General features: G+C 69.4%; 20 protein-coding genes and 1 pseudogene. 12 read left to right on the forward strand and 9 right to left on the reverse strand.

Features of this window, described 5'->3' with window-relative positions; all coding sequences use genetic code 11:
• The first annotated feature begins 236 nt into the window (after positions 1–236).
• The 4 genes from DKM19_RS19415 (at position 237) to DKM19_RS19430 (ending at position 3,689) form a co-directional block, all read left to right on the forward strand.
• Positions 237–1,034, forward strand: coding sequence for a helix-turn-helix domain-containing protein (locus tag DKM19_RS19415; RefSeq protein ID WP_239514332.1), 798 nt, complete (start codon positions 237–239; stop codon positions 1,032–1,034).
• A gap of 38 nt (positions 1,035–1,072) precedes the next feature.
• Positions 1,073–2,110, forward strand: a complete 1,038-nt coding sequence (locus tag DKM19_RS19420; protein ID WP_110697118.1) for a zinc-dependent alcohol dehydrogenase family protein — start codon at positions 1,073–1,075, stop codon at positions 2,108–2,110.
• 71 nt (positions 2,111–2,181) lie between these two features.
• Entirely contained in the window at positions 2,182–2,634 is a 453-nt protein-coding gene (locus tag DKM19_RS19425; protein WP_110697120.1) for a GNAT family N-acetyltransferase, read from the forward strand.
• 257 nt (positions 2,635–2,891) lie between these two features.
• Positions 2,892–3,689 (forward strand): alpha/beta hydrolase, encoded by a 798-nt coding sequence (locus DKM19_RS19430; RefSeq protein WP_204358869.1) that lies wholly within the window; start codon positions 2,892–2,894, stop codon positions 3,687–3,689.
• 16 nt (positions 3,690–3,705) lie between these two features.
• On the opposite strand, the gene DKM19_RS19435 is transcribed toward DKM19_RS19430, so the two are convergent.
• From DKM19_RS19435 to DKM19_RS19445, 3 genes are all read right to left on the reverse strand, one after another.
• A complete protein-coding gene (locus DKM19_RS19435; RefSeq protein WP_110697124.1) occupies positions 3,706–4,611 on the reverse strand; it encodes an NmrA family NAD(P)-binding protein in 906 nt (301 codons plus the stop codon).
• 117 nt (positions 4,612–4,728) lie between these two features.
• On the reverse strand, positions 4,729–5,628 hold the full coding sequence (locus DKM19_RS19440) for a haloalkane dehalogenase (RefSeq protein ID WP_110697126.1): 900 nt from the start codon (positions 5,626–5,628) through the stop codon (positions 4,729–4,731).
• A gap of 27 nt (positions 5,629–5,655) precedes the next feature.
• The gene (locus DKM19_RS19445) at positions 5,656–6,393 is read right to left on the reverse strand and encodes a hypothetical protein (protein ID WP_110697128.1); all 738 of its coding nucleotides are present in this window, start codon (positions 6,391–6,393) and stop codon (positions 5,656–5,658) included.
• A gap of 521 nt (positions 6,394–6,914) precedes the next feature.
• Here DKM19_RS19445 and DKM19_RS19450 point away from each other — a divergent pair.
• Entirely contained in the window at positions 6,915–8,039 is a 1,125-nt protein-coding gene (locus tag DKM19_RS19450) for a zinc-binding dehydrogenase (RefSeq protein ID WP_110697130.1), read from the forward strand.
• Between the two features lie 139 nt (positions 8,040–8,178).
• Here the strand turns inward: DKM19_RS19450 and DKM19_RS19455 are convergent, their stop codons facing one another.
• Entirely contained in the window at positions 8,179–8,727 is a 549-nt protein-coding gene (locus tag DKM19_RS19455; RefSeq protein ID WP_110697132.1) for a helix-turn-helix domain-containing protein, read from the reverse strand.
• Positions 8,728–8,837: 110 nt separating this feature from the next.
• Here DKM19_RS19455 and DKM19_RS19460 point away from each other — a divergent pair, with 110 nt between their 5' ends.
• The 5 genes and pseudogenes from DKM19_RS19460 to DKM19_RS51795 form a co-directional block, all read left to right on the forward strand.
• Positions 8,838–9,140, forward strand: a complete 303-nt coding sequence (locus DKM19_RS19460; protein ID WP_110697134.1) for a putative quinol monooxygenase — start codon at positions 8,838–8,840, stop codon at positions 9,138–9,140.
• Between the two features lie 187 nt (positions 9,141–9,327).
• Positions 9,328–10,086 (forward strand): SDR family oxidoreductase, encoded by a 759-nt coding sequence (locus DKM19_RS19465; RefSeq protein ID WP_204358870.1) that lies wholly within the window; start codon positions 9,328–9,330, stop codon positions 10,084–10,086.
• A 228-nt stretch (positions 10,087–10,314) separates the two neighbouring features.
• Positions 10,315–11,013, forward strand: coding sequence for a GNAT family N-acetyltransferase (locus tag DKM19_RS19470; protein ID WP_110697138.1), 699 nt, complete (start codon positions 10,315–10,317; stop codon positions 11,011–11,013).
• Positions 11,014–11,115: 102 nt separating this feature from the next.
• Positions 11,116–12,117 carry an NmrA family NAD(P)-binding protein gene (locus DKM19_RS19475; RefSeq protein ID WP_110697140.1) on the forward strand — a complete coding sequence of 334 codons (1,002 nt, stop codon included), beginning with the start codon at positions 11,116–11,118 and terminating at the stop codon, positions 12,115–12,117.
• 126 nt (positions 12,118–12,243) lie between these two features.
• A pseudogene (locus tag DKM19_RS51795) lies at positions 12,244–12,501 on the forward strand (transposase); the annotation flags it as partial.
• 210 nt (positions 12,502–12,711) lie between these two features.
• Here the strand turns inward: DKM19_RS51795 and DKM19_RS19485 are convergent.
• On the reverse strand, positions 12,712–13,665 hold the full coding sequence (locus tag DKM19_RS19485) for a LysR family transcriptional regulator (RefSeq protein ID WP_204358872.1): 954 nt from the start codon (positions 13,663–13,665) through the stop codon (positions 12,712–12,714).
• Between the two features lie 328 nt (positions 13,666–13,993).
• Here DKM19_RS19485 and DKM19_RS19490 point away from each other — a divergent pair, with 328 nt between their 5' ends.
• Complete coding sequence (locus DKM19_RS19490; RefSeq protein WP_239514333.1) at positions 13,994–16,273, forward strand: M64 family metallopeptidase; 2,280 nt, start codon at positions 13,994–13,996, stop codon at positions 16,271–16,273.
• A 204-nt stretch (positions 16,274–16,477) separates the two neighbouring features.
• On the opposite strand, the gene DKM19_RS19495 is transcribed toward DKM19_RS19490, so the two are convergent.
• Positions 16,478–16,924: a GNAT family N-acetyltransferase gene (locus tag DKM19_RS19495; protein ID WP_110697145.1), complete on the reverse strand. Its 447-nt coding sequence runs from the start codon at positions 16,922–16,924 to the stop codon at positions 16,478–16,480.
• A gap of 337 nt (positions 16,925–17,261) precedes the next feature.
• Positions 17,262–17,705, reverse strand: a complete 444-nt coding sequence (locus DKM19_RS19500) for a helix-turn-helix domain-containing protein (protein ID WP_110697147.1) — start codon at positions 17,703–17,705, stop codon at positions 17,262–17,264.
• Between the two features lie 133 nt (positions 17,706–17,838).
• Between DKM19_RS19500 and DKM19_RS19505 the strand changes: the two genes are divergently transcribed.
• Positions 17,839–18,711 (forward strand): aldo/keto reductase family oxidoreductase, encoded by an 873-nt coding sequence (locus DKM19_RS19505; RefSeq protein ID WP_110697149.1) that lies wholly within the window; start codon positions 17,839–17,841, stop codon positions 18,709–18,711.
• 198 nt (positions 18,712–18,909) lie between these two features.
• Here DKM19_RS19505 and DKM19_RS19510 read toward each other — a convergent pair whose 3' ends face one another.
• Together DKM19_RS19510 and DKM19_RS19515 are read right to left on the reverse strand one after the other, a co-directional pair.
• On the reverse strand, positions 18,910–19,842 hold the full coding sequence (locus DKM19_RS19510) for a MurR/RpiR family transcriptional regulator (RefSeq protein WP_089210359.1): 933 nt from the start codon (positions 19,840–19,842) through the stop codon (positions 18,910–18,912).
• 26 nt (positions 19,843–19,868) lie between these two features.
• Positions 19,869–21,353, reverse strand: coding sequence for a glycoside hydrolase family 3 protein (locus DKM19_RS19515; RefSeq protein ID WP_110697151.1), 1,485 nt, complete (start codon positions 21,351–21,353; stop codon positions 19,869–19,871).
• Positions 21,354–21,508 lie beyond the last annotated feature (155 nt).

Here is a 21,508-nt window from a genome sequence, read left to right on the forward strand (position 1 = left end):
AGGCGGCCCACCCCGGCCGATCTCAAGGCGGTTCGGCTCGGCGGCGGGTAGATCGGCCGGTCGCGATCCAGGGCCGTGGCGTGCCCGTCATGGGGAAGCCCTGGTCGGCGGGGTGGCAGGATGTCCACGATGACCCACCGGCGAGAGGGCGATCATAGGAGTAACACAGCTACCTTGCCGGTCGATTCACAGCATATTGTGACAAAATGGACAGCGGCAAGCTTCTTGGTGAGTTCTTGCGCGCTCGACGCGAGCTCACCACCCCGGCACAGGTGGGGCTGCTGGACGTCGGTTTCCGCCGGACGCCCGGGCTGCGCCGGGAAGAGGTGGCGATGCTGGCGGGGGTCAGCACCGACTACTACGTCCGCCTGGAACAGGGACGCGAACGCCACCCGTCCGGGCAGGTGCTCGACGCCCTGACGCAGGCATTGGACCTTGGCATCGAGGCCGAGGCGCACCTGTACGAACTCGCCCAGCCGCGGCCGCGGAGGCGCGGAGCGGCCGGCGGGATGGAGCAGGTCAGCCCGGATCTGCTGCGGATGATGCACGGCTGGTCGTACACCCCCGCGATGGTGTGCAACCGCTGGCTGGACGTACTGGCCAGGAACCCGCCGGTCGCGATTCTCCACGACGGGCTGGAGTACACCGACAACCTGCTGCGGCTGATCTTCCTGGACCCCCGCGCGCGCGAGTACTACCGGGACTGGGAACAGATCGCCCGCGCCCAGGTGGCCTATCTGCGGTCCGTCGCGGGAGCGGACCTCAACGATCCCGACCTGATCGAACTGGTCGGCGAGCTCTCGTCCCAGAGCGCGGACTTCCGCCGGATATGGGCCCGCCATGACGTCGGCATACCCTCGAAGAACAGGCTTCTCCGCCACCACGTGATCGGTGAGCTGGATCTGACCTGCGAGGCGTTCAGCGTCGCCAGCGCCCCGGGCCAGCAACTGCTGGCCTTCCAGGCCGAGCCCGGCAGCCCCTCCGCGCACGCCCTGACCCGGCTGGACAGGCTCGCCGGCATGACGACGCCGTGACGGACGGAGAAGCCATAGCTCCGGGCTGAGGGGGTCCAATGAAAGCCATCGTCTACGACGAGTTCCGACGGCCGCCGACCCTGCGCGAGGTGCCCGACCCGGTCTGCCCGCCACATGCGGCGGTCATCCGGGTGGAGGCCACGGGAGTGTGCCGCAGCGACTGGCACGGCTGGATGGGGCACGACCCCGCGATCGGCGAGCTTCCCCACGTACCCGGTCACGAGTTCGCGGGCACGGTGGAGCGGGTCGGCGCGGACGTGCGCGGCTGGCGGGCCGGAGACCGGGTCACCGTGCCGTTCGTGTGTGCCTGCGGGGCCTGCGAGCGGTGCCTGGTCGGCGACCATCAGGTCTGCGACGACGAGTTCCAGCCCGGTTTCACCCACTGGGGATCGTTCGCCGAGCAGGTCGTGGTGGCGCACGCCGAGGTCAATCTGGTCCCCCTGCCGCAGGAGGTGAGCATGGTGGCCGCGGCGAGCCTCGGCTGCCGCTTCGCCACGGCCTTCCGCGCCGTGACGGCCCAGGGCCGGCTCGCGTCCGGCGAATGGGTCGCCGTCCACGGCTGCGGCGGCGTCGGCCTGTCCGCGATCATGGTCGCCGCCGCGTACGGGGCCCGGGTCGTGGCCGTGGACGTCTCTCCCGCCGCGCTGGAGGCGGCGAAGCGGTTCGGGGCCGAGGCGACGGTCGACGCGACGTCCGAGGAGGTCGCGCCCGCCGTGCGCGAGGCCGCCTCCGGCGGGGCGCACCTGTCCATCGATGCCATCGGCAGCGCTGTCACCTGCCTGAACTCCATAGGGAGCCTGCGCAAGCGCGGCCGGCACGTCCAGGTCGGCCTGATGATCGGCGACCAGGCGCACCCTCCGATCCCGATGGACCGCGTGATCGCCCAGGAGCTGCTCATCGTGGGCAGCCGCGGAATGGCCGCCCACGCCTATCCCGCGATGGTGGATCGGGTGGCCGACGGCACCCTGCGGCCCGATCTCCTGGTGGGCCGTACGGTCCCGCTCGACGAGGCCGCCCCGGAGCTGGCCTCGATGGACCGGCCCGTCACCGCGGGAATGACGGTGATCACCCTGTAACGCCTCGAGGCCGGGCCGGAGGGGAACGACGAGACTTGGCGAGGGGGCAGGAGAGCTGGGATCCTTCCGGGATGCGTATCGCCGACATCGCCCCCGACAGTGGAATCTTCGGGCAGAACCTGCTCGCCGTGCAGCACGCGGCCTATGCCGTCGAGGCGAAGATCATCGAAGATGACCGCATCCCCGCCCTGCACGAGACCCTTGAGGAGCTGTGCGCGGAGCGGCTGACGTGGCTGGGCGCCTTCGACGGTGATCGGCTGGTCGGGGCCGTGGCGTGGTCGGAGACGGCGCTGATGGTGGACATCGACCGGCTCATCGTGGATCCGGGCGCGCACCGGCGGGGGATCGGTGGCGCGCTGGTGCGCGAGGTCATGGCACGGGCGGGGGAGCGCCGGATCGTCGTGTCCACGGGCAGGGCCAACGTGCCCGCCCGCACGCTCTACGAGCGGTTCGGTTTCGGCGGGGCCGAGGACGTCGAGGTGATCCCCGGCCTGTGGATCACGAGGTACGCCTATCCCGCCTGAGGCCCGCGCGTTCGCATCGCAGGGGTTCGAAGCGTGGTGACAGCCGAGCCCTGTTCGCGATCACCGGTGCGGAGCGGATGACCGTGATTCTCGCCGCGGGCCGGTGACGTGCGAAGGGAAATGATCATGGAGTTCTCTGCGCTCAGTGATGATCGTGGTGCCGCGTATCATTTGTCGGCATGTTGCGAGATATCGCCGGCGAACTCCGTGAAAGCGCACGGAAGCGGAACGGCCTACGCCCGAAGGGGCCCGATCTGGTGCACGTCGAGGACCTGAGCAGCCCGGCAGGACTGCCGCTGCGTCACTACCGGCCCTCCTCCGAGCCGCGCCCCCTGATGGTGTTCCTGCACGGCGGCGGCTGGGTCTTCTGCGATCTGGAGACTCACGACAGAACCTGTCGCCGCCTCGCCAAGGAGTGCGACGTTGAAGTGCTGGCGGTGGAGTACCGGCTGGCACCGGAGAATCCGTACCCGGCTGCGATCGACGACGCCGTTGAAGTGCTCCGCTGGGCCAAGCCGGCGGCCGTCGCGGGGGACAGCGCGGGCGGATACCTCGCCACCATGGCCTGCCTGCGGTTGCGGGACGAGGGCGGTCCGCTACCTGCCCTGCAGATCCTGATATGTCCAAATACCGATCTCACGCTGTCCCAGCCCAGCATCACCGAGAAGGGGACGGGCTACGGGCTGGACGCCGACATGCTGAGCTGGTTCACCGCCCAGTGGGTGCCTGACCCGGCAGGGCGCCACGCGGCGAGCCCGTTGCACCGGCCCGACCTGTCCAGCCTGCCGACCGCCCTGGTGGTGACCGCCGAACACGACGCGTTGCGCGACGAGGGCGCCGCCTACGCCCGCCGCCTGGCCGACGCCGGAGTGGGCGTCACCTATCGCTGCGAACCCGGCCTTGAGCACGGATTCATCCAGGGAATGGACCTGACCAGCCCTGAGGCGGCAGCCGCACACGAGCGGATCTTCGCCGATGTCCGAGGGCTGATCCCGCGCAAGAACGAGGACGGACAGGGCGCCGATGGGTTGAGCGGGGTCAGGAGCGCCCGGTAGCGGGGCGCCGGAGGGGTCAGGCGGGGACGAAGTTGGGGCCGCTGGTGTCGAAGTCGGGCCTGTTCTCGTTGACGAACTGTCCGACGGACAGTGGGGCGCGATGACCGATCTTCTCGACGTTGTCGTTCGTGCCGGCGAACACGCCGTTCTGGTAGTCGACGGCGACGTTGCTCAGGTGCTGGATGAGGTGCGCGGGCAGACCGCGTTCCGCCATGGCCGAGGCGAACTCCTCGACACTGATCGGCTCGTAGTGCACCGGGATGCCGAGCGCTCCGGACATGGCCCGGGCGATGTCATGATGGTTCAGTTCGACCGGGCCGTGCAGGGTGTGGACCGCACGGTTGTGCGGCTCGGGGTCGAGCAGCAGCGCGGCGATCACGTGGGCCTGGTCGACCGCGGCGATCGGCGCGTGCCGGCCCTCGCCGAACGGAAGCCGCAGATACCCCTCGCCGTTCCGCAGTTCCCACCACGACTTCAGCCACTCGGCGAAGAACGTCGGCCGCAGGTGCGCGGTGAGCAGGTCGGTCCGGTCGAGCAGGCGCTCGCACAGCCAGTGCTGCCGGGCGGCGTTGCTGCCCGCCTCGCGGCGGGCGGAGATCTGCGACATGTTGACCACGGACCGGACGCCGGCCTCGGTCGCCGCCTGGGCGAAGTAGACGGTCGCCTCGATGAGGCCGGGGGAGATCGGATGGCACAGGTAGGCGCCGGTGACGCCCCGCAGAGCCGCGGTCACGCCGTCCAGGTCGTGAAGGTCCGAGACGACGACCTCGGCGCCGGCTTCGGCCAGTGAGCGGGAGCGCCCGTCCTCGCGATGCACCATGGCGCGGACGCGGTGACCGCGCCGCAGCAGCAGGTCGATCGTGCCGCTCCCGGTCTTACCGGTCGCACCGGTGATCAGGAACAGCCTGTCATCGTCGGTCATCTGAACACCTTTCGTGGCGCTGTGTGTCGCTGTCGCAGGGCGGGCGGAGTCTCCTCGGAGGCCGCCTCGCGGGCGCCCCGAGATGCCGTCCACGGGCGGGACGGCCCGTGGGTCCGGTCACTCATCCGGTCCGGTGCCACGGATGCCGCGCACGAAGTCCGCCACCGCGGCGCCGATCAGATCCGGACTGTCCTCCTGGACGAAGTGCGCGCCCGGCACCGTCACTTCGGTCTGGTTGGGCCAGGTCCGGCAGAATTCGCGCTGGCTGCGGATCAGGATGGCACCGGGTTCGGCGTTGACGAACAGTTTGGGCATCGTGGACGTGGCCAGCCATCGGCCGTACTCCTCGACGATCCGAACCACTTCGGCGGGTTCGCCGTCGATCGGGAGCTGGCGCGGCCAGCTCAGCGTGGGACGGCGGCTCTCGCCCGGGGTGAGATAGGGCGTTCGGTAGACCGCCATCTCCTCCTCGCTCAGATCCCGGAGGATCCCCGTCGGCATCACCCCCTCGACGAACAGGTTGTCGGTGAGCACCATGGATTCGCCGGCGGGGGAGCGGAGAGCCTGGAAGGTCCGCCGCGGGCTGTCCCGCCAGTCGTTCTCCCAGGTCATGGGGGCCACGATGGCTTCCATGTAGGCGATGCCGGCGACCCGGTGCCGGTTGTGGAACGCCCAGTCGAAGCCGAGTGCGGAACCCCAGTCGTGCAGGACGAACACGGCGTCGTCGCCGATGCCGAGATGTTCCCAGAGCGCGAACAGGTAGTCTCGCTGCTCCTGGTAGGAGTAGCGATCCGGGCCGGAGTGGGGCAGTTTGCCGGAGTCGCCCATCCCGACGAGGTCGCAGGCGATCAGCCGGCCCAGTCCTTCGAGGTGTGGCATGACGTTGCGCCACAGGTAGGCCGAGGTCGGATTGCCGTGCTGGAACACGATCGGATCGCCCCGTCCCTCGTCGAGGTACGCCATCCGGACCCCGTTGATCTCGGCGAACTTCTTCTCGGCGTAGGGACGGATGTTCATCCTCGAACTCCTTCGGGGCGGATGCGGTCAGTTGGCGAAATCAACGGTGATGTCGGAGAAGTCGACGATGATGATCGGCGTGGGCCCGGGCCGGCCGTCCTGGACGGGTAGCACGTAGCGGTGCGTCGGGAACAGCAGGCCGGACACGGCGCGGTGTGCTTCGGTGTGGTGTTCGGCGGGCCGGCCGCCCATCACGTAGGGCGCGTAGTCGAGCCTGCGCTGCACCCCGGATTCGTCGTAGTAGAAGGTCTGTTCGGTGCTGTGGGTGGCGAGGTGCGGGGGAAAGGTCACCCGGAGCCGCCGCCGGGGCTCGCCGTCCGTCTGCCACGCCTCCAGTTCCTCGGTGCGGACACCGGGCAGCGTCAGCAGGTACGGGGCGGTGAGGTAGTTCCACATGCCGTACCCGCCGAAGTACAGGGCGTGCAGCGGATCCCAGCGGGCGTCGCCGTCCCGGGCCGGGTAGGCCTCCCGTGGCGCGTGGCGTTCCTGCAGGACGGTGCCGTGCCGGTCCTCGATGGCGACACGGTCGGGCGTGTACACCCCGCGGAGCCCGGGGCCGGTGAAGCCGGTGAACACGGTGCGCTGCTCATGCACCTCGACCGCGACGTCCAGGCCGGCGAAGATCTTCTCCTGGCCGAGCGCCGTCCATGCCGGACCGCTCATGTCGAGCCGGGCGCGGATCGTCTTGGCCTTGTTCCAGCGCTCGATGCCACCGTGCGCCTCCAGGACCAGATCCAGCAGTCCGGGTCCTTGGATCCTGTACACGAAGCCTCGCCTCTTCTCCCGCTCCGGCCATGACCGCGTTCTCGGCCGCCAGAACCGCGTCGTCGCGGTGCTCCGGCCGGATGAACGGATCGGCCTCCCAGAGTCCGACATGTTCGGTTCGCTGACCGAACTGCTCCTGGTAGACACCGTAGCACGCGTCAGTTCGGTGAGTGAACTGACCGGGTGGGGCCGGGGCTTATCCGGCGGCGTTCACCGCGCCCAGCATGATGCGGTCGGCCGCGTGGCCTCCCCGAAACGGCGATCGACCCGGTACGCGCGCCGGCCCGCCTGCGCGCGTACGGCGTCGGCATCACCACCGTCCCCCTCCCGCCGACCCCCTCAGGGGGCCCAAGTGCAAAGGCGCGGACAGGCAAGCGTGCATAGATGATCAAGGTGTCGGTCATGGTGCCGGGTTCGCGATCATGAGACCTGGTCGGGGGGTTGATGCTGGTTCTCTCGGTGGACGCCGGTCCCGCCGGACGTAGTCGCGGCCGGGCACCTCATCCAGATGGAGGCAGAACATGGAGCAGGCCCACACGACTCCGGAGACGTTCCTCGGCGTCGGTTACACGAGAGACCGAGCCGGGCTGCCGCTCGAGGCGGTGCGTGTTCCCGTCCCGCGGCCGGCGGCCGATCAGGTTCTGATCCGCGTCGCCGCTTCGTCGCTCAACCCGCTGGAGTACAAGCTGGCCGACCTCAATTTCATGGGACGGACGCCACCCGTCGTTCTCGGTTTTGATCTCGCCGGCATAGTGGTCGACGTCGGCCATGACGTCAGTCGCGTAGCCGTCGGCGACGCGGTGGTCGCCATGGCCGACTTGAACGGCGACGGGGGCTGGGCCGCGAACGGCGGTAGCGGCGGCGCCTACGCCGTCGCACGCCAATTCCTCACCGTCCGCAAGCCGCCATCCCTGAGCTTCCGTGATGCGGCGGCGCTTCCCATGTGTTTTCTATCCGCTTTCGCGGGTCTCTACGGGGCTGTCCAGGCCGGTGACTCCATCTACATCCCGGGCGGTGGGGGCGGTGTCGGACATCTGGCTGTGCAGATGGCGGCACGTGCCCTGGAGGCCCGAATGGTCATCAGCAGTGGCAGCAGGCCGCAGTCGCTCACACTGGCTCGGCAGTCCGGCGCCCATTTCGTCTTCGACTACAGGCGTGACGACATCGCCGCCGAGATTGCGGAGCTGACGAATGGCCGGGGTGTTGACCTCGTCTTCGACGCCACTTACAGCGAGCGGGGCTTTGTCGAAACCGCGAAGACCGTCCGGCGGGGTGGCGGTTGGATCGTGCTCGGCGTCGGTCCTGGCAAGACGACACGCCTGGCCGAAACACACAGCCCAGTGGATGCCATCCTGGCCGAGCGCGGAGCCAGGCAGGTCAACGTCAATCTGCTGCGTTACTTCTCCGAACCCGCCACGTTGGACAGCGAGGCACGTGGCTTTCTCCAGCGCGGGATGGACCTGGCGATGGAGTGGGCGACACGGGGACTCGTGGTACCGCATGTCAGCCAGACCCTCGACAGCACCGCTGAGGCGATCAGCGCGGGGCTGCAGTCGCTGAAGGCGGGCAGCGGAGCGCTGGGCAAGGTGGCGGTGATCGTGGATCACAACCCGGCCGCGGGAAAGCCAGGGGACCCGGCCATTTAGGCGCCGATCCCAGCCCGCTACCGCCACCCCGCGCCCTCGGCGACAGCCGTCGGTCGGAGGTCGGCGGTCGGTCTGGGGCGAGGTGGCGGCGTCCGGCCGAAGGATCGCTCACCGTTCGGAGGGGACTCGCCGCGCTGAGTCAGCTTTCGCCGGTCGGGAGTGCGCGCGATGCCATGATCGGTTCGAGGAGTCGTCGTGGTGTGTTGATCGCGTCGGACACGGGATCCCGATCGGAGCCTGTCGGATCGAATCCGGGCCCGGGTTCGATCCGGATCTCCGGGACCGGGACGACCGAACCGCAGTCTTCGCAGCGTCCCTCGCGGTCGAGAAGGCCTCCGTCCTGATCGTGGCGCTCGGTGCGCTGCACTCCGGCGGGGGAGTAGAACGCGTCCCCCCAGCTCATCAGGGCGCGCACGATCGGCCACAGCCCGACGCCCTTGGCGGTCAGCTGATATTCGACGCCTTTGATCGCATCGTCGTCACGTGTGAGCACGCCTTCCTGTACGAGGAACTTCAGCCGGTTGGTCAGGACGGCGCGGGGGATCTTCAGCTGAGTGGCGAAGTCTCCGAATCGACGCACCCCGAAGAACGCGTCGCGGATGATGAGGAGCGTCCACCGCTCTCCGACGATCTCCAACGCTCGTGCCAGCGAGCAGTTGCGGTCCGCGTAGGTACTGGGGAGTGTCATGTCGCGATTCTACCCGCCCCGGTTCAATGAGTGAACTAGGGCGTGCTACGGTCTCCATCAGCACTAGTTCAGTCAGTGAACTGAATATGTCGAGCTTGAGAGGCCGGCCCATGTACCAATTCCTCGTCTCCTTCACCGTCCGGCCGGAGCACCGCGACGACTTCGTTCGGGTGGCCAAGAAGACCGCGCGTGACTCCCTCGCGAACGAGCCCGGCTCCCACCGGTTCGAGGTCATCGCGGACGAGAAGAACCCGGATCTCTTCTACCTGAACGAGGTCTATGCCGACCTCGACGCATTCAACACGCACGCCGGCGGCCCCTACTTCGGCGCCTTCTTCGCCGAAGCCGGCACCTACGCAGAAGGCCCGACGTGGCTCATGAGAGGAAACCTCATCGCCGACAGCGCCGCCTGAGCCATGATCGGCGGCAACACAAGATCACTGCGGCCCGCCGGCGACACCGTCGAGAGGGCGAGTAGACCCGCGGTTCAGCCGGCGATGGCGCCCGGACCTGTCGGGGAGACAGGAAAGAATCCAGTGCTCGCCGCGGGGTCGGCTCGAAAGTCACCAACTCACGATGAGGAGATCCATCATGTCGTCTGTGCTCATCACCGGAGCCTCCAAAGGCATCGGCCGAGCCATCGCCGTCGAACTGTCAGGCCGGGGCCACCGGGTGATCGCCACCGCACGCCGTCCGGAAACGCTGGCCGACCTGCCTGTCGACCAGCGCCTGCGCCTTGATGTCACCGATCAGGAAAGCGTCGACCAGGCCATTCAGGACGCCGGCGACATCGATGTGCTGGTCAGCAATGCCGGCGAGACGGTGCGCGCGCCATTGGAGAGCGTCCCGCTCTCGGAGGTCGAACGGCTCTTTCAGCTCAACACCCTGGGCGCGCTGCGGGTGGCGCAGGGCGTGCTTCCGGCGATGCGTGAAAGAGGAGCGGGCCGCCTCGTTTTCGTCTCCAGCATCCAGGGGCGGCTGGTGCTGCCGATGATCGGCCCGTACGGCGCCAGCAAATGGGCGCTGGAGGCGCTCGCGGAGACGCTCGCCATCGAGACGGGTCACTTCGGTGTCAAGGTGAGCGTGGTGCAGCCCGGTGCGGTCTCCTCGGGTGGCGCCGAGCGCGCCAAGGTTTTCCTGAAGGAGAACGACCCGTACCTCCCGCTGTACGAGGCGCTGGACGTCCTCCGTGGCGAGTCCGTCACTTCGGAGGAAGTGGCCGCCACGGTGGCCGACACGATCGAGCAGCCCGAACCTCCGCTGCGCGTGCCGGTCGGTGCACCCGCCGAGCGGGTCCTGCAGGCCCGCAAAGAGGCTCCGGAGAGCGAGCCCTTCCTGATAGCCGAAATCAATTGGTAGTCGAGTGGCCAGACGGGGTCCGGCCATGATCGGTGGATTCGTCGACACATCGAAACACTGCCGAAGGCCGAGCCGTACCCTCGCTCGTCGGCCGCGTCACGCTGCTCGCCGTGACGATCCCCGCAGCCGCCTTCGTGCGCCACCGCGACGACCCGACCGTCTGAAGAACCCGTATGAGAAGTGGTGTCAGCCATGGTAGGAAACAGACCCGACTCGGTTGGTTCTCCGATGGGAGAGTCACATCCGCTGGACAATTCCGTCTACTCGGCGCTGACCGGGCCGCACGCCCACTTCGCGCAGCGACGGGGCAACGCAGTGCGCTACCCGTTGGACATGTCACCGTTCATGGCGCTGCCGGAATCGCCTGACGACGCCGACTGGGCGGACATCGCGGCACTCGCCGGTCCCGGTGGGGACGTCACGCTGACCGCTCTCACGGTCGAGCCGCCGGATGGCTGGGAGGTCGTCACGCGAATCACCGTGCTACAGCTCATCGACGACGGCGTCGCCGCCGCGCCGGACCAGGAGGCCGTCCGCCTCACCCAGGCGGACGTTCCGGAGATGCTTGCTCTGGCCGAACGCACCAAGCCGGGACCGTTCCTGCCACGCACGATCGAGATGGGTACCTACCTGGGGATCCGCCACGGCGGACGCCTGGTGGCGATGGCCGGTGAACGACTGCGCCTGCCGGGTTGGACGGAAATCAGCGGGGTCTGCACCGACGCGGACCGGCGCGGACACGGGCTGGGGACCCGGCTGATGCTCGCTGTCGCGGCCGGCATTCGGGAGCGCGGCGAGACGCCGTTTCTCCATGTGGTCGCGTCCAACACGAACGCCCTCCGGCTGTACGAATCCCTGGGATTCCGGCTTCACCGCACCGTAACCCTTGTGCTCACCCGGCCGCCGGGGGAAGCACCGACCAGGTAGAACGTCAGCCGTAGATCGTTGAATGCCTTCGCACCGGTGGGCCGCGGCCGACGGCAACCCGGAACGCCGGCGGCAACACCGAACAGAGTCGAGGAGCGAGACATGAGCCATGGCCCACGCGAGGGCGCGCGGACATCCCAGACCACCCCGGACGGCCCGGCTGCGGGCACGCCGCAGGCCCCCGTCCTGGTCATGGGCGCCACCGGGCGGCACGGAGCGACGGGCCCGTACGTCGTGCGCCGGCTTCTGGAGGAGGGCAGGAACGTGCGGGCACTGGTGCGGCGCCTCAGCGGGCGCACGGACGAACTGGCCGCGCAGGGCGTCGAGGTCGTCGTCGGGGACCTGCACGACCGGCGCAGCGTCGTGCGGGCGCTGCGCGATGTCGAGACGGCCTACTTCACCTATCCGATCGACGCCGGGGTCGTGGCGGCGGCGGCCAACTACGCCGCGGCGGTCCGCGAGCACGGCGCCCCGGTGCGGACGGTGGTCATGTCCATGGGCCCCGCGCACCCCGGGCACCCCAGCGACCGCGGGCGCGCCCAGTGGCTGGCGGAGGAGGTGCTGGGCTGGGCCGGACTCGACATTCTGGTGCTCAGGATCGCCGCGGCCTTCCATGAGAACATCAGCGTCCTGCACGGCAGGTCGGCCCGCGAGCGGGGTGTGATCCGCAACTGTTTCGGGGACACCCCGGTGGCGTGGATCAACGCCGAAGACGCGGGTGAACTGGCGGTCGCGGCGCTCATGCACCCCGAGCGCTTCGACGGCCCCGTCTGCTACCCGCCGGGCGCCGAGGAGGCCGATCACGCGACCATCGCCGCCCTGCTCGGCGAGGCGCTCCACCGGCCGGTCAGATTCGAGCCGATCGACCCCGAGACCTGGCGCCAAGAGCTGGTCGAGCTTGCCGCCACCGACACCACCGGCGTGGTCAACCCCGACATGGCGGGCCACATCACCGCCGTTGCGGCTCACATCGCCGGACGCGGCTCCACCCGGCCGGCGAACCGGGACGAGCTGCGCCACCTGATCGGCCGCGAGCCCGTGACCCTGCGAAGCTTCCTGCTCGCCGGCCCGGCGACGGCCCCGGGGCGCCTGGGCTCGTCATGAACCGTCACCGCTCTGACGCCATCGGCACGGGAAACTCGCCCGCCCGCGATGGGTCACCAGCGCCCGCGAACCCTCGAGTGGATCTTCGCGCGTCAATGGTGTGATCATTGAGCCGTGGACGACCGACTGAAACGCGATGATCTGACCGACGACGAGTGGGCACTGGTGGAGCCGTTGCTGCCCACCCGGGCTCGGAGGGGAAACCGGTGGGCCGATCACCGTACGATCGTCGACGGGGTGTTCTTCCGATTCAGGACCGCCTGCCCCTGGCGCAAGCTGCCGGAGGACTACGGCAACTGGAAGACCGTCTACAGCCGGCATCGCCGCTGGTCGGCGGATGGCACCTGGGAGACGATCCTGGATGCGCTGGGGCCCGGCCGCGACGAGACCGAGAGCCGGGAGCCCGGCGCGGGATTTTTGGCATCCGGCGCCCGGCCGAGACCGCGCGAGGACATCCGGCCGTGGAAGACGTTCGAGGTCTCGCACTGGTGACCGCGGGTCGCGACCTCGCCCGCCGGGGCCGGAGGCCGTCGTGGCGGATCCCGCGATTCCGATGAGCTTCCGCGTCGAGTGCCGGCGACCCCGCCGGGAGCCTTAACGCGGGGTCGTGACGCCTCTGTTTCGGGCGAGCCACGCCGTGTAGTGCGGCCGTTCGCCGATGGCCTCGTGGTGTGCCTCCGCGGCGAACGCGGTCAGCTCCCGCGCACGCTCGGCGAGCGGGCCGTTGCGGCGCCAGGCCACCAGGTGCCGCAGCCACAGCGGGGTCCCGGCCAGCGGGCGCACCACGACTCCGGGGCCGTCCTGCACCGTGGCCTGGCAGGGGGCGACGGCGTGCCCGCCGGCGACCAGCTGCCGGATCATCGCCTGTTCGGTCATGCTGTGCGGGACCCGGGGAGAGAAGCCCGCGTCCCGGCAGGCGGAGTAGACGCACTCCGGCCAGCCGACGCCGTCCGGCGGCGAGATCACCCAGTCGTCGTCCGCGAGGTCGGCCAGCCGTACCTCCTCCTCTTCCGCGAGCGGGTGCGAGCTGCTCAGAAGAACGAAGACCGGCTCGGTGGCCACCAGATGCATGCCGACCGAGGGGACGACGGGCAGTTCGTTCCCCGGGTAGTCGACGAGGGTCGCCGCGTCCAGCCGGCGGGAGGCCAGCAGGTCGAGGAGAAGCCTCGGAGAATACTCGGTGTGCACGGTGATCGGCATGTCGAGGACCTTGAAGAGCCGGCTGAGCAGGCCGGACAGCATGGGCGTCACGTATCCGCCGATACGTGCGACGTCCGGCCGGCTCTCGTAGGCGCCGGTGCCCGTGATCAATTCGTCCACCGCGAGCAGGATCGACCTCGCCCGGGTCAGCATGAACTGGCCGAAGGGGGTCGGGGTGACGCCGAGGCGGCCACGCCGGAAGAGCTGCCCGCCGAGCGTCCCCTCGACCCGTTGCAGCTGGGCGGTGAGAGCCGGCTGCGACACGCCGATGGTGGTGGCCGCCCTGCTGAGGCTCCCGGCGTCGGCGATGGCACAGATCACCCGCAGATGGCGGAGCTCAAGCTGCACAGCAGCCCCTCCTTTCACCCCTATAACGCGGGAACTATACCTCTTCGGGATTGGCGGGATATTTCGCAGTTCACGCATGCTGGAGGTCCTGTCAGGGCGGCCGGGGGAACCCTCCGCGTCCGCGACCCGTCACCACTCCGGACCTACCCTCGCCGACCATGCGATCATCGCCCCGCTCGGCCATGCCGGCACCGTGGGCGGGACGGTCGCGGCACATCCTTCGAGCGATCCATAAACCCGGGGTTATGGCTATATGGGATGTGCGCTGAGCGAGCGGAGCCTCGATAGTGCAGGCACTCCCTCGACATTTTTTCCGGAGGTTCCCTTCATGCGCATGACCAGGCCCCTCGTGGCCTTGGCAGCCGCCTCCCTGGCAGCCGTCTTCCTGACAGTGCCCGCGGCCCATGCCAGTGCCGCCGCCGAACCCGGCAGCGCCACCGTGGTGCCGCTCCAGGTCACCGGCGACCCGGCCGGCCGGTTCAACCTGATCATCATGGGCGACGGCTACACCGAGAACGAGCAGTCCGCGTTCGCCGCCGACACCACCCTGCAGCTCAACGTGCTCTGGTCGATCGAGCCGTACAAGTCCTACCGGAACTACTTCAACGTCTACCGGGTGGACATCGTCTCCGGCGAGTCCGGGGTCGGCTGCGACGCGGACCTGGCCGACGGGAAGAAGAACACCCCGCTGAGCATGGGATTCTGGGGCAACTGCAACCCCACCAGCGTGCAGCGGCTGATCACCATGAGCAACTCGGCCGCCAACAAGTACGCCAACATGGTGCCGGGCACCTCCAGCGGGAATCGGCAGATCGTGGCGCTGGCCAACAGCGGCACGTACGGCGGGGCGGGCGGCGCCTACGCCACCGCCTCCGGCCACAACTCGATGTCGGCCCTGATCGCCCCGCACGAGATCGGCCACTCCCTCGGCAGCCTGCAGGACGAATACCCCTACTACAGCCGCGGCGTGGACGGCGGCGCCTACACCGGGGGCGAGCCCAGCTCCGCGCACCACACGCTGCTGACCGAACAGCAGATGCAGGACCAGAAGAAGAAGTGGTGGCGCTGGCTCGGCGAGCCGAGTGAGGCCGGCGGCACCATCGGCCGCTACGAGGGCGGCATGTACACGAGCAGCGGCATCTGGCGGCCCAGCCAGCACTCGATCATGAAGACGCTGGGCTACTACTACGACCAGGTCAGCCGCGAGATCATGACCCAGAAGATCTCCGCCAAGGTCAGCCTCGTCCAGGGCAGCACTCCCACCACGTCGCCGGTCGGCGCCGACCGGGTGCTCTGGGTCGAACCGCTGCACCCCAACAGTCATTCCCTGACGACCACGTGGCAGGTGGACGGCGCCGCGCTGTCCGGCCAGGGCACCGAGATCGACCTGCGCACGCTGAACCTGTCACCGGGCAGGCACACGGTGACCGCGACCGTGACCGACCCCACCGAGTTCGTACGGGCCCCGGACATCCGCGCCGCCAACCTCGTCGCGACCCGCACGTGGACGGTGGACACGAGCGTGACCACCGTTCCGGGAACGACCGGCTCCGGTTTCCTCTCCTCCACGCCGAACAACCGCGGGGTGGGACGCGAGGAGGTCGTCTACGTCGAGACCCCCCACTCCGACGACGCCATCCCCACCGTCACCTGGGCACTGGACGGCAAGCGGCTCGACGAGAGCGACGAGGACCTGGACCTGGGCGCCGTCGGCCTCACGCCGGGCAGCCACACCGTCACCGCCACCTCCGGCGGCCAGACACTCACCTGGACCGTGGACGGCCCGCCCACCACCGGCTACGAGCTCTCCGAGCCGCTGGTCAGCTCGGGCGAGGCCTACGTCTACAACAGCCCCTTCACCATGAAGCTCACCGGCCACGCCGAGGAGCCCGGATACGTCGTCAGCGAGTCGCGGGTGGACGGTGACGGCTGGTTCAACTACTTCGGCTGGCCGACCTCCGCCGACCTGCCGTGGCAGTTCAGCGAGAACGGCACCACCATCGACAGCCTCACGTACGGCGTGCTGCCTCGCGGCAGGCACACCGTCGAATACCGCTCCATCGACGCCAGCGGCAACTACGGCGCCGCGAAGAGCTTCACGGTGACGACCCTCGCGGCGCCGCCGGCCTGCACCACCACCATCACCGGTCCCAAGAAGGGAGCGATCTCCGTCCGCTCCGGCGTCACCTGCCTGAACAACGCGGAGGTCAGCGGCACGGTGACGGTGAGCCGCGGCGCGTCCCTGGTGGTCAACGGCGGCAGGATCTCCGGAGCGCTCACCGCGTCCGGCGCCGCCGAGGTGCACCTGCTCAAGGCGCGCGTCGAAGGGGCGGTCGCCATCTCCGGCACCACCGGCCGGCTGGTCATCGCCGGCGCGGACATCGGTGGTGCGATCATGCTGAGCGGTACCACCAGCACCGAGGCCCTCGTCGTGACGGGTACCCGCATCCGCGGCTCCCTGTTCTGCGCCGGCAACACGGCGCAGCCCTCCGACGCCGGTGTGTCCAACACCGTCACCGGCGCCGGCCAGTGCGCCGGTCTGGTCGACGACCCGCAGCCCAAGGCCCGGGCCAAGTCCTACGAGGCGGTGCTGCCCGCCGGCCGCTGAGAAGGACGTCGCACGACCGGCAGGAACGGGCGGGGTGCCCTCACAACGAGGTGAGGGCACCCCGCCCGGTTGTTCGCCTCGCGGGCGAGGGTTCGTACCGTTGGCCCCGAACGCCATGCGAACCTCCGCGGAATGTCTGAAATCCTCAGACGACCACAGGAAATCGAAGACGCTGAACGTCGCGCCGGTCCGGCCGGGCGGACACTAGCGCGACAGCTCGATCTGGTACCTGATGAAACCGCGGTTCTCGGCCACCTTGTCGTACAGGCGCCGTGCCGTGCTGTTCGATTCGTGGGTGTTCCAGTACACGCGGCCGCAGCCCCGCGCCCGGGCCCAGTCGGTCACGGCCTCGATCAACGCGCGGGCCACACCCCTGCCCCGTACGTCCGGAGCGGTGAACAGGTCCTGCAGGTAACAGACGTCGGTGTCGGGCGCCGAGGTGCTGGCGTGGACGAGGAAATGCGTGATGCCGACGAGCCTGCCGTCCAGGCTCGCCCCGAGGGCGTGCAGTCGCGTGTCCGCCCGGAACTCCTCCCACGCCCTGTCGTACATCTCCGCCGGCTCGACGCGCTGGTAGAAGTCGATGTACGCGCGGAACAGGTCTTCCCAGACCGCCCTGTCGGACGGGAGGAGCTCGCGGACAACGATCATGTGATCTCCTCCTGGGGCGCGCGGGCCGAAGGTCCGCGCGAGGTCGATCCCGGCCGCCTCCCCACGTGTCCCGCGGGGCGGCGACGGCAGACTCGGGCGCCCTCACCCTAGGGACAAGCAGCCTTCCGCAGTACGGCCACTGTCCCGCGAAAGCGGGGGACCACTCCGGGGGCCGTGTTCCGCGGCGTCGAGAACGGGGACCCTCCACCGGCCTGCGATGCGTTCCGGGCCGATGCGTTGAACGGCGGCGACCTCCTCCACCGATCCGCAGGCGCCCCCGGGAACGCCGTGACAGGTCTGGCGATGGAACCGTTTCCGGGAATCGCGGGGATGCGGTTCAGGCGTCGCGGGCGTCGTACGTCGCACGGTTGGCGAGCACGTCGTCCATGTTCGTCTCGGCCCAGGCCTTGAGGCCGCGCATCATCTGGTGCAGTGAGAGACCGAGGTCGGTCAGCTCGTAGGAGACCGTGACGGGCACGGTCGGCGTCGCGGTGCGGGTGATCAGGCCGTCGCGCTCCAAGGAGCGCAGTGTCTGAGTGAGCATCTTCTGGCTGACGCCGGCCAGCAGGCGGGACAACTCCGAGTAGCGCATCGACCGGGGCTCACCGGCGCAGTCGGCGCCGAACCGATGCGAGCCGTCGCTGCCCAGCGCGGCCAGGACCAACGCGACCCACTTGTCGGAGATCCGGTCGAGCAGCTTGCGGCTAGGACATCCCGCTAGGAAAGCGTCATATTCCGCCTTGGTCTGTGCTCTCTTCTGGGCCGCCGTCATCGTTGCCATCGACCGCTCCTCCACCCGTGGGTGCCTTACGAACTCGGAAGTGCCTACTTCCCGTCAGGAAGTTACCCATCCATAGTGAAGCATGCATCCGTTAGGCGCCAGCACCGCCTAGCTCGACACCGAAGTCAGAGGTATGAGCATGATCTCCACGTCCCTTCCCGGCGGCACCTGGACGATGGGCGACCTGAACGTCACCCGGTTCGGCTACGGCGCCATGCAGCTCGCCGGCCCCTGGGTCATGGGGCCGCCCGCCGACCACGACGGCGCACTCGCCGTCCTCAGCGAGGTCGTCGACCTCGGCATCACCCACATCGACACCAGCGACGCCTACGGGCCGTACGTCACCAACCAGCTGATCCGTGAAGCGCTGCACCCCTACCCCGAGTCGCTGCACATCGTGACCAAGGTCGGCGCGACCCGCGACCAGCAGGGCGGCTGGCCCCCGGCCCGAGAGCCGGAAAACCTGCGCCGGGCCGTCTACGACAACCTTGAGAACCTCGGCCTCGAGGTGCTCGACCTGGTCAACCTCCGGCTCGGCAACGCCGAGGGACCCCAGCCCGGCTCGCTCGCCGAACCGTTCGAGACGCTCGTCGAGCTCCAGCGGCAGGGCCTGATCCGGCACCTCGGAGTGAGCACCGCGACGGCGGAACAGGTCGCCGAGGCACAGGCGATCGCGCCGATCGTGTGCGTGCAGAACATGTACAACCTCGCGTACCGCCAGGACGACGAGCTGATCGACGAGCTCGCCGAACAGGGCATCGCCTACGCGCCCTACTTCCCGCTCGGCGGCTTCAGTCCACTGCAGTCCTCGGCGCTCTCGACCGTGGCCGCCCGGTTGGACGCGACGCCGATGTCCGTCGCCCTGGCCTGGCTACTGCGGCGGTCGCCGAACATCCTGCTCATCCCCGGCACCTCGTCCACGGCGCACCTGCGCGAGAACATCGCCGGCGCGGGACTCTCGCTCTCCGACGAGGACCTTGCCGAACTGGACAAGATCGGCCACTGACGAGGCATCCGCCGGTCCACTTTTTACAACACGGCGACGACCTGCGCGTTCACGGCAACGTGCTTGTCGGTTTCGCCGAAGCCGCGTAGATCCGGAACGATCACGTCCGCATGATCGGTAAGGAGCGGGACGAGGGCGTCGTAGCCGGTGCGGTCACGCGGACATCACGGTCGGGGAGAGGGGAGCCGCCGTCGGCGGTCAGCCCGTGCGGGGTTCCGCGCGGTCATGGTTCTGGGTGACCTTGTTGCGGCGGCGGGTGTCCGTCAGGAATTCGTCCAGGGCGTCCCTGGTGGCCCGTAAGGCCGCGTCGGAGGTGGCGAAGGTGCGCTGGGCGATGCCGACGAAGATGCAGTCGACGATCAGGAGCTGGCTGATGCGGCTGGCCAGCGCGCCCGGCCGGAAGGCCGTTTCCCGGCCGGCGGAGACGAGGACGTGGTCGGCGAGTTCGGCCAGGGAGGAGCGGGGGTTGTTGGTGATGGCCACGGTGGTGGCTCCGGCCTTGCCCGCGAGACGCATCGGTCCGAGCACGTCGGGGGTCTCGCCGGTGCAGCTCACCCCCACGGTGACGTCGCCGGGCCGTACCAGCGCGGCGCTGGTGAGCGCGAGGTGGGCGTCGGTGAAGGCGTGGCTGGACAGGCCGATCCGCATCAGCTTCTGTGCCATGTCGACCGCGACGAGGCCGGAGGCGCCGACGCCGTAGACGTCCACCTTGCGGGCGGCGGCCATGGCCTCCACCACGGCGCCCAGCCGGTCGGGGTTGAGCTGTGCCGCGGTGTCGGCCAGCGCCTCGGACTCGGCTCGGGTCACCTTCGCGATCACGTCGGTGAGCGGGTCGTCGGGCCCCAGATCGCCGGGGACCAGCCGTTCGGGCTCGTCCCTGGCCACCACGGCGGCCAGGGCGAAGCGCAGCTGGGAGTAACCGGCGAAGCCCAGTGCCCTGGCGGTGCGCACGATCGTGGCCTCGCTCGTCCCGGAGACCGCGCTGAACTCGGTGATGGTGCTGCGAGCGACCATGCCGGGGTCGTTCAGGATGAGACGGGCGATGCCCTGGGCGGCGGGGGTGAGCGAGGGCAGGACAGCCCTTACCGTCGCGACCAGGTTTCCGGGGGTGGGGCCGTCGTGGTCGTTCATGCGTGCCTTTCGTGTCGGGGGTTACCTTATTGGCCCTTGGTCAGCCATTGAGCAACGGCACGGGCCGATGCCCTGGAAATGCCATTGGTTGTGACATATACGGCTCCAGTGGGCTCGCCGGGAAGCCCGGTCTCGACCACGATGGCGTCGGGGCGCAGCCGTACGGCCTGGGCCAGAAGATCCCGGACCCACGTCCGGCGCTGAGCGTCGTGCGCCACCAGCACGAGCGGGCGCCCGTGATCGCCGAGGTCGGGAAACTCCGCCGTCTCGGGGGTGACGGTGCACGCGGTGGTGCCCGGCAACAGCTCGGCCAGGGCTCCGGCCACGCCGGTCAGGGTGTCGGGATCGACCGCCCGGCTCAGCCGCGGGGCGATGTCCACGACCAGCGGCGGCCGTGAGAGGCAGGGTCCGTGACCGTCGGCGACGACCACGCGCATGGCCGCGAGGGCCACCTCCAGGCCGATGTCGCCGTCCTCCCCGCCGGAGTCCGCGTTTCGCGTGGCGGCGTTCGCGGCGTACCAGCCGGCCAGGGCGAGCACCCGAGCCGCCGCCTCGGCCAGCCGGTCCTCGGCCAGCGTCCCGTCGTGTACGGCCTCCACGATCGCGTCGCGCAGCTCCCGGACGGTCTCCCCGTCGGGGGAGGTGATGCCGGCGCAGATCGCGTCCGCGCCCGCGGCGAGCGCGCGGACCGCGATCTCCCCGGGCGGGTGGAGGGCGGCGACGGCGCCCATCTCGATGGCGTCGGTGACCAGCATGCCCTCGAAGCCCAGCTCCTCGCGGAGCAGACCGGTCATGATCTTCCTGCTCAGCGTGGCGGGATTGTCGGGATCGAGTGCGGGCACCAGCAGGTGGCCGCACATCACGGCCTGGACCCCGGCGTTCACCGCGGCGCGGAAGGGCGGCAGGTCACGCTCCCGAAGGAGAGCGAGGGAGGCGTGCACGGTCGGCAGCGCGTGGTGGGAGTCGGTGACGGTGTCGCCGTGGCCGGGGAAGTGCTTGGCGCAGGCGGCCACCCCCGCGCCCTGCAGCCCCGTGACCCAGGCGGCTGTCTGCCGGGAGACGAGCTCGGGGTCGGGGCCGAAGGAGCGGATGCCGATCACCGGGTTGGCCGGATTGGCGTTGACGTCGGCCACGGGGGCGTAGTCCAGCGTGATGTCGGCCGTGGCGAGGAGCCGGCCGATCTCCCGGGCGATCCGTTTGGTGCGTTCCACGTCGTCGACCACGCCGAGCGCCCGGTTGCCCGGCCAGAAACTGCCCGTCGAGGCCTGCAGCCGGGTGACCGATCCGCCCTCCTCGTCCGCCGCGACCACCACGGCCGGGTTCTCCTCGCGCAGCCGGGCGACGAGTTCGGCCGTCTGCGCGGGGCCGGTGAGGTTGCGTGCGAACAGGACGGTCCCGCCGAGGCCTTCGGAGAGGGCCCGGAGCAGCCAGCCGGGGGGTACGGTGCCATCGAAGCCTGGCTGGAGCACGGTCATGGCCAGCCGGGCCAGGTCGGGGCTGCTATGGGGCATACGGCCACCTTCTCGCTGGAAGCGTCTCGGATCAGGTCACACATCAATGACAATTTATTTCATCATAATTGCTTTGAAAGTAGCTTTCTGTCATTGTCGCGATCGAGACCTCCGTGATCAGCTTCGTGTTCGTCCAACGGCGCCTGGCCCGCGGC

The sequence above is a fragment of the Streptosporangium sp. 'caverna' genome (assembly GCF_003203775.1).
GTDB classification, from domain to species: domain Bacteria; phylum Actinomycetota; class Actinomycetes; order Streptosporangiales; family Streptosporangiaceae; genus Streptosporangium; species Streptosporangium subroseum.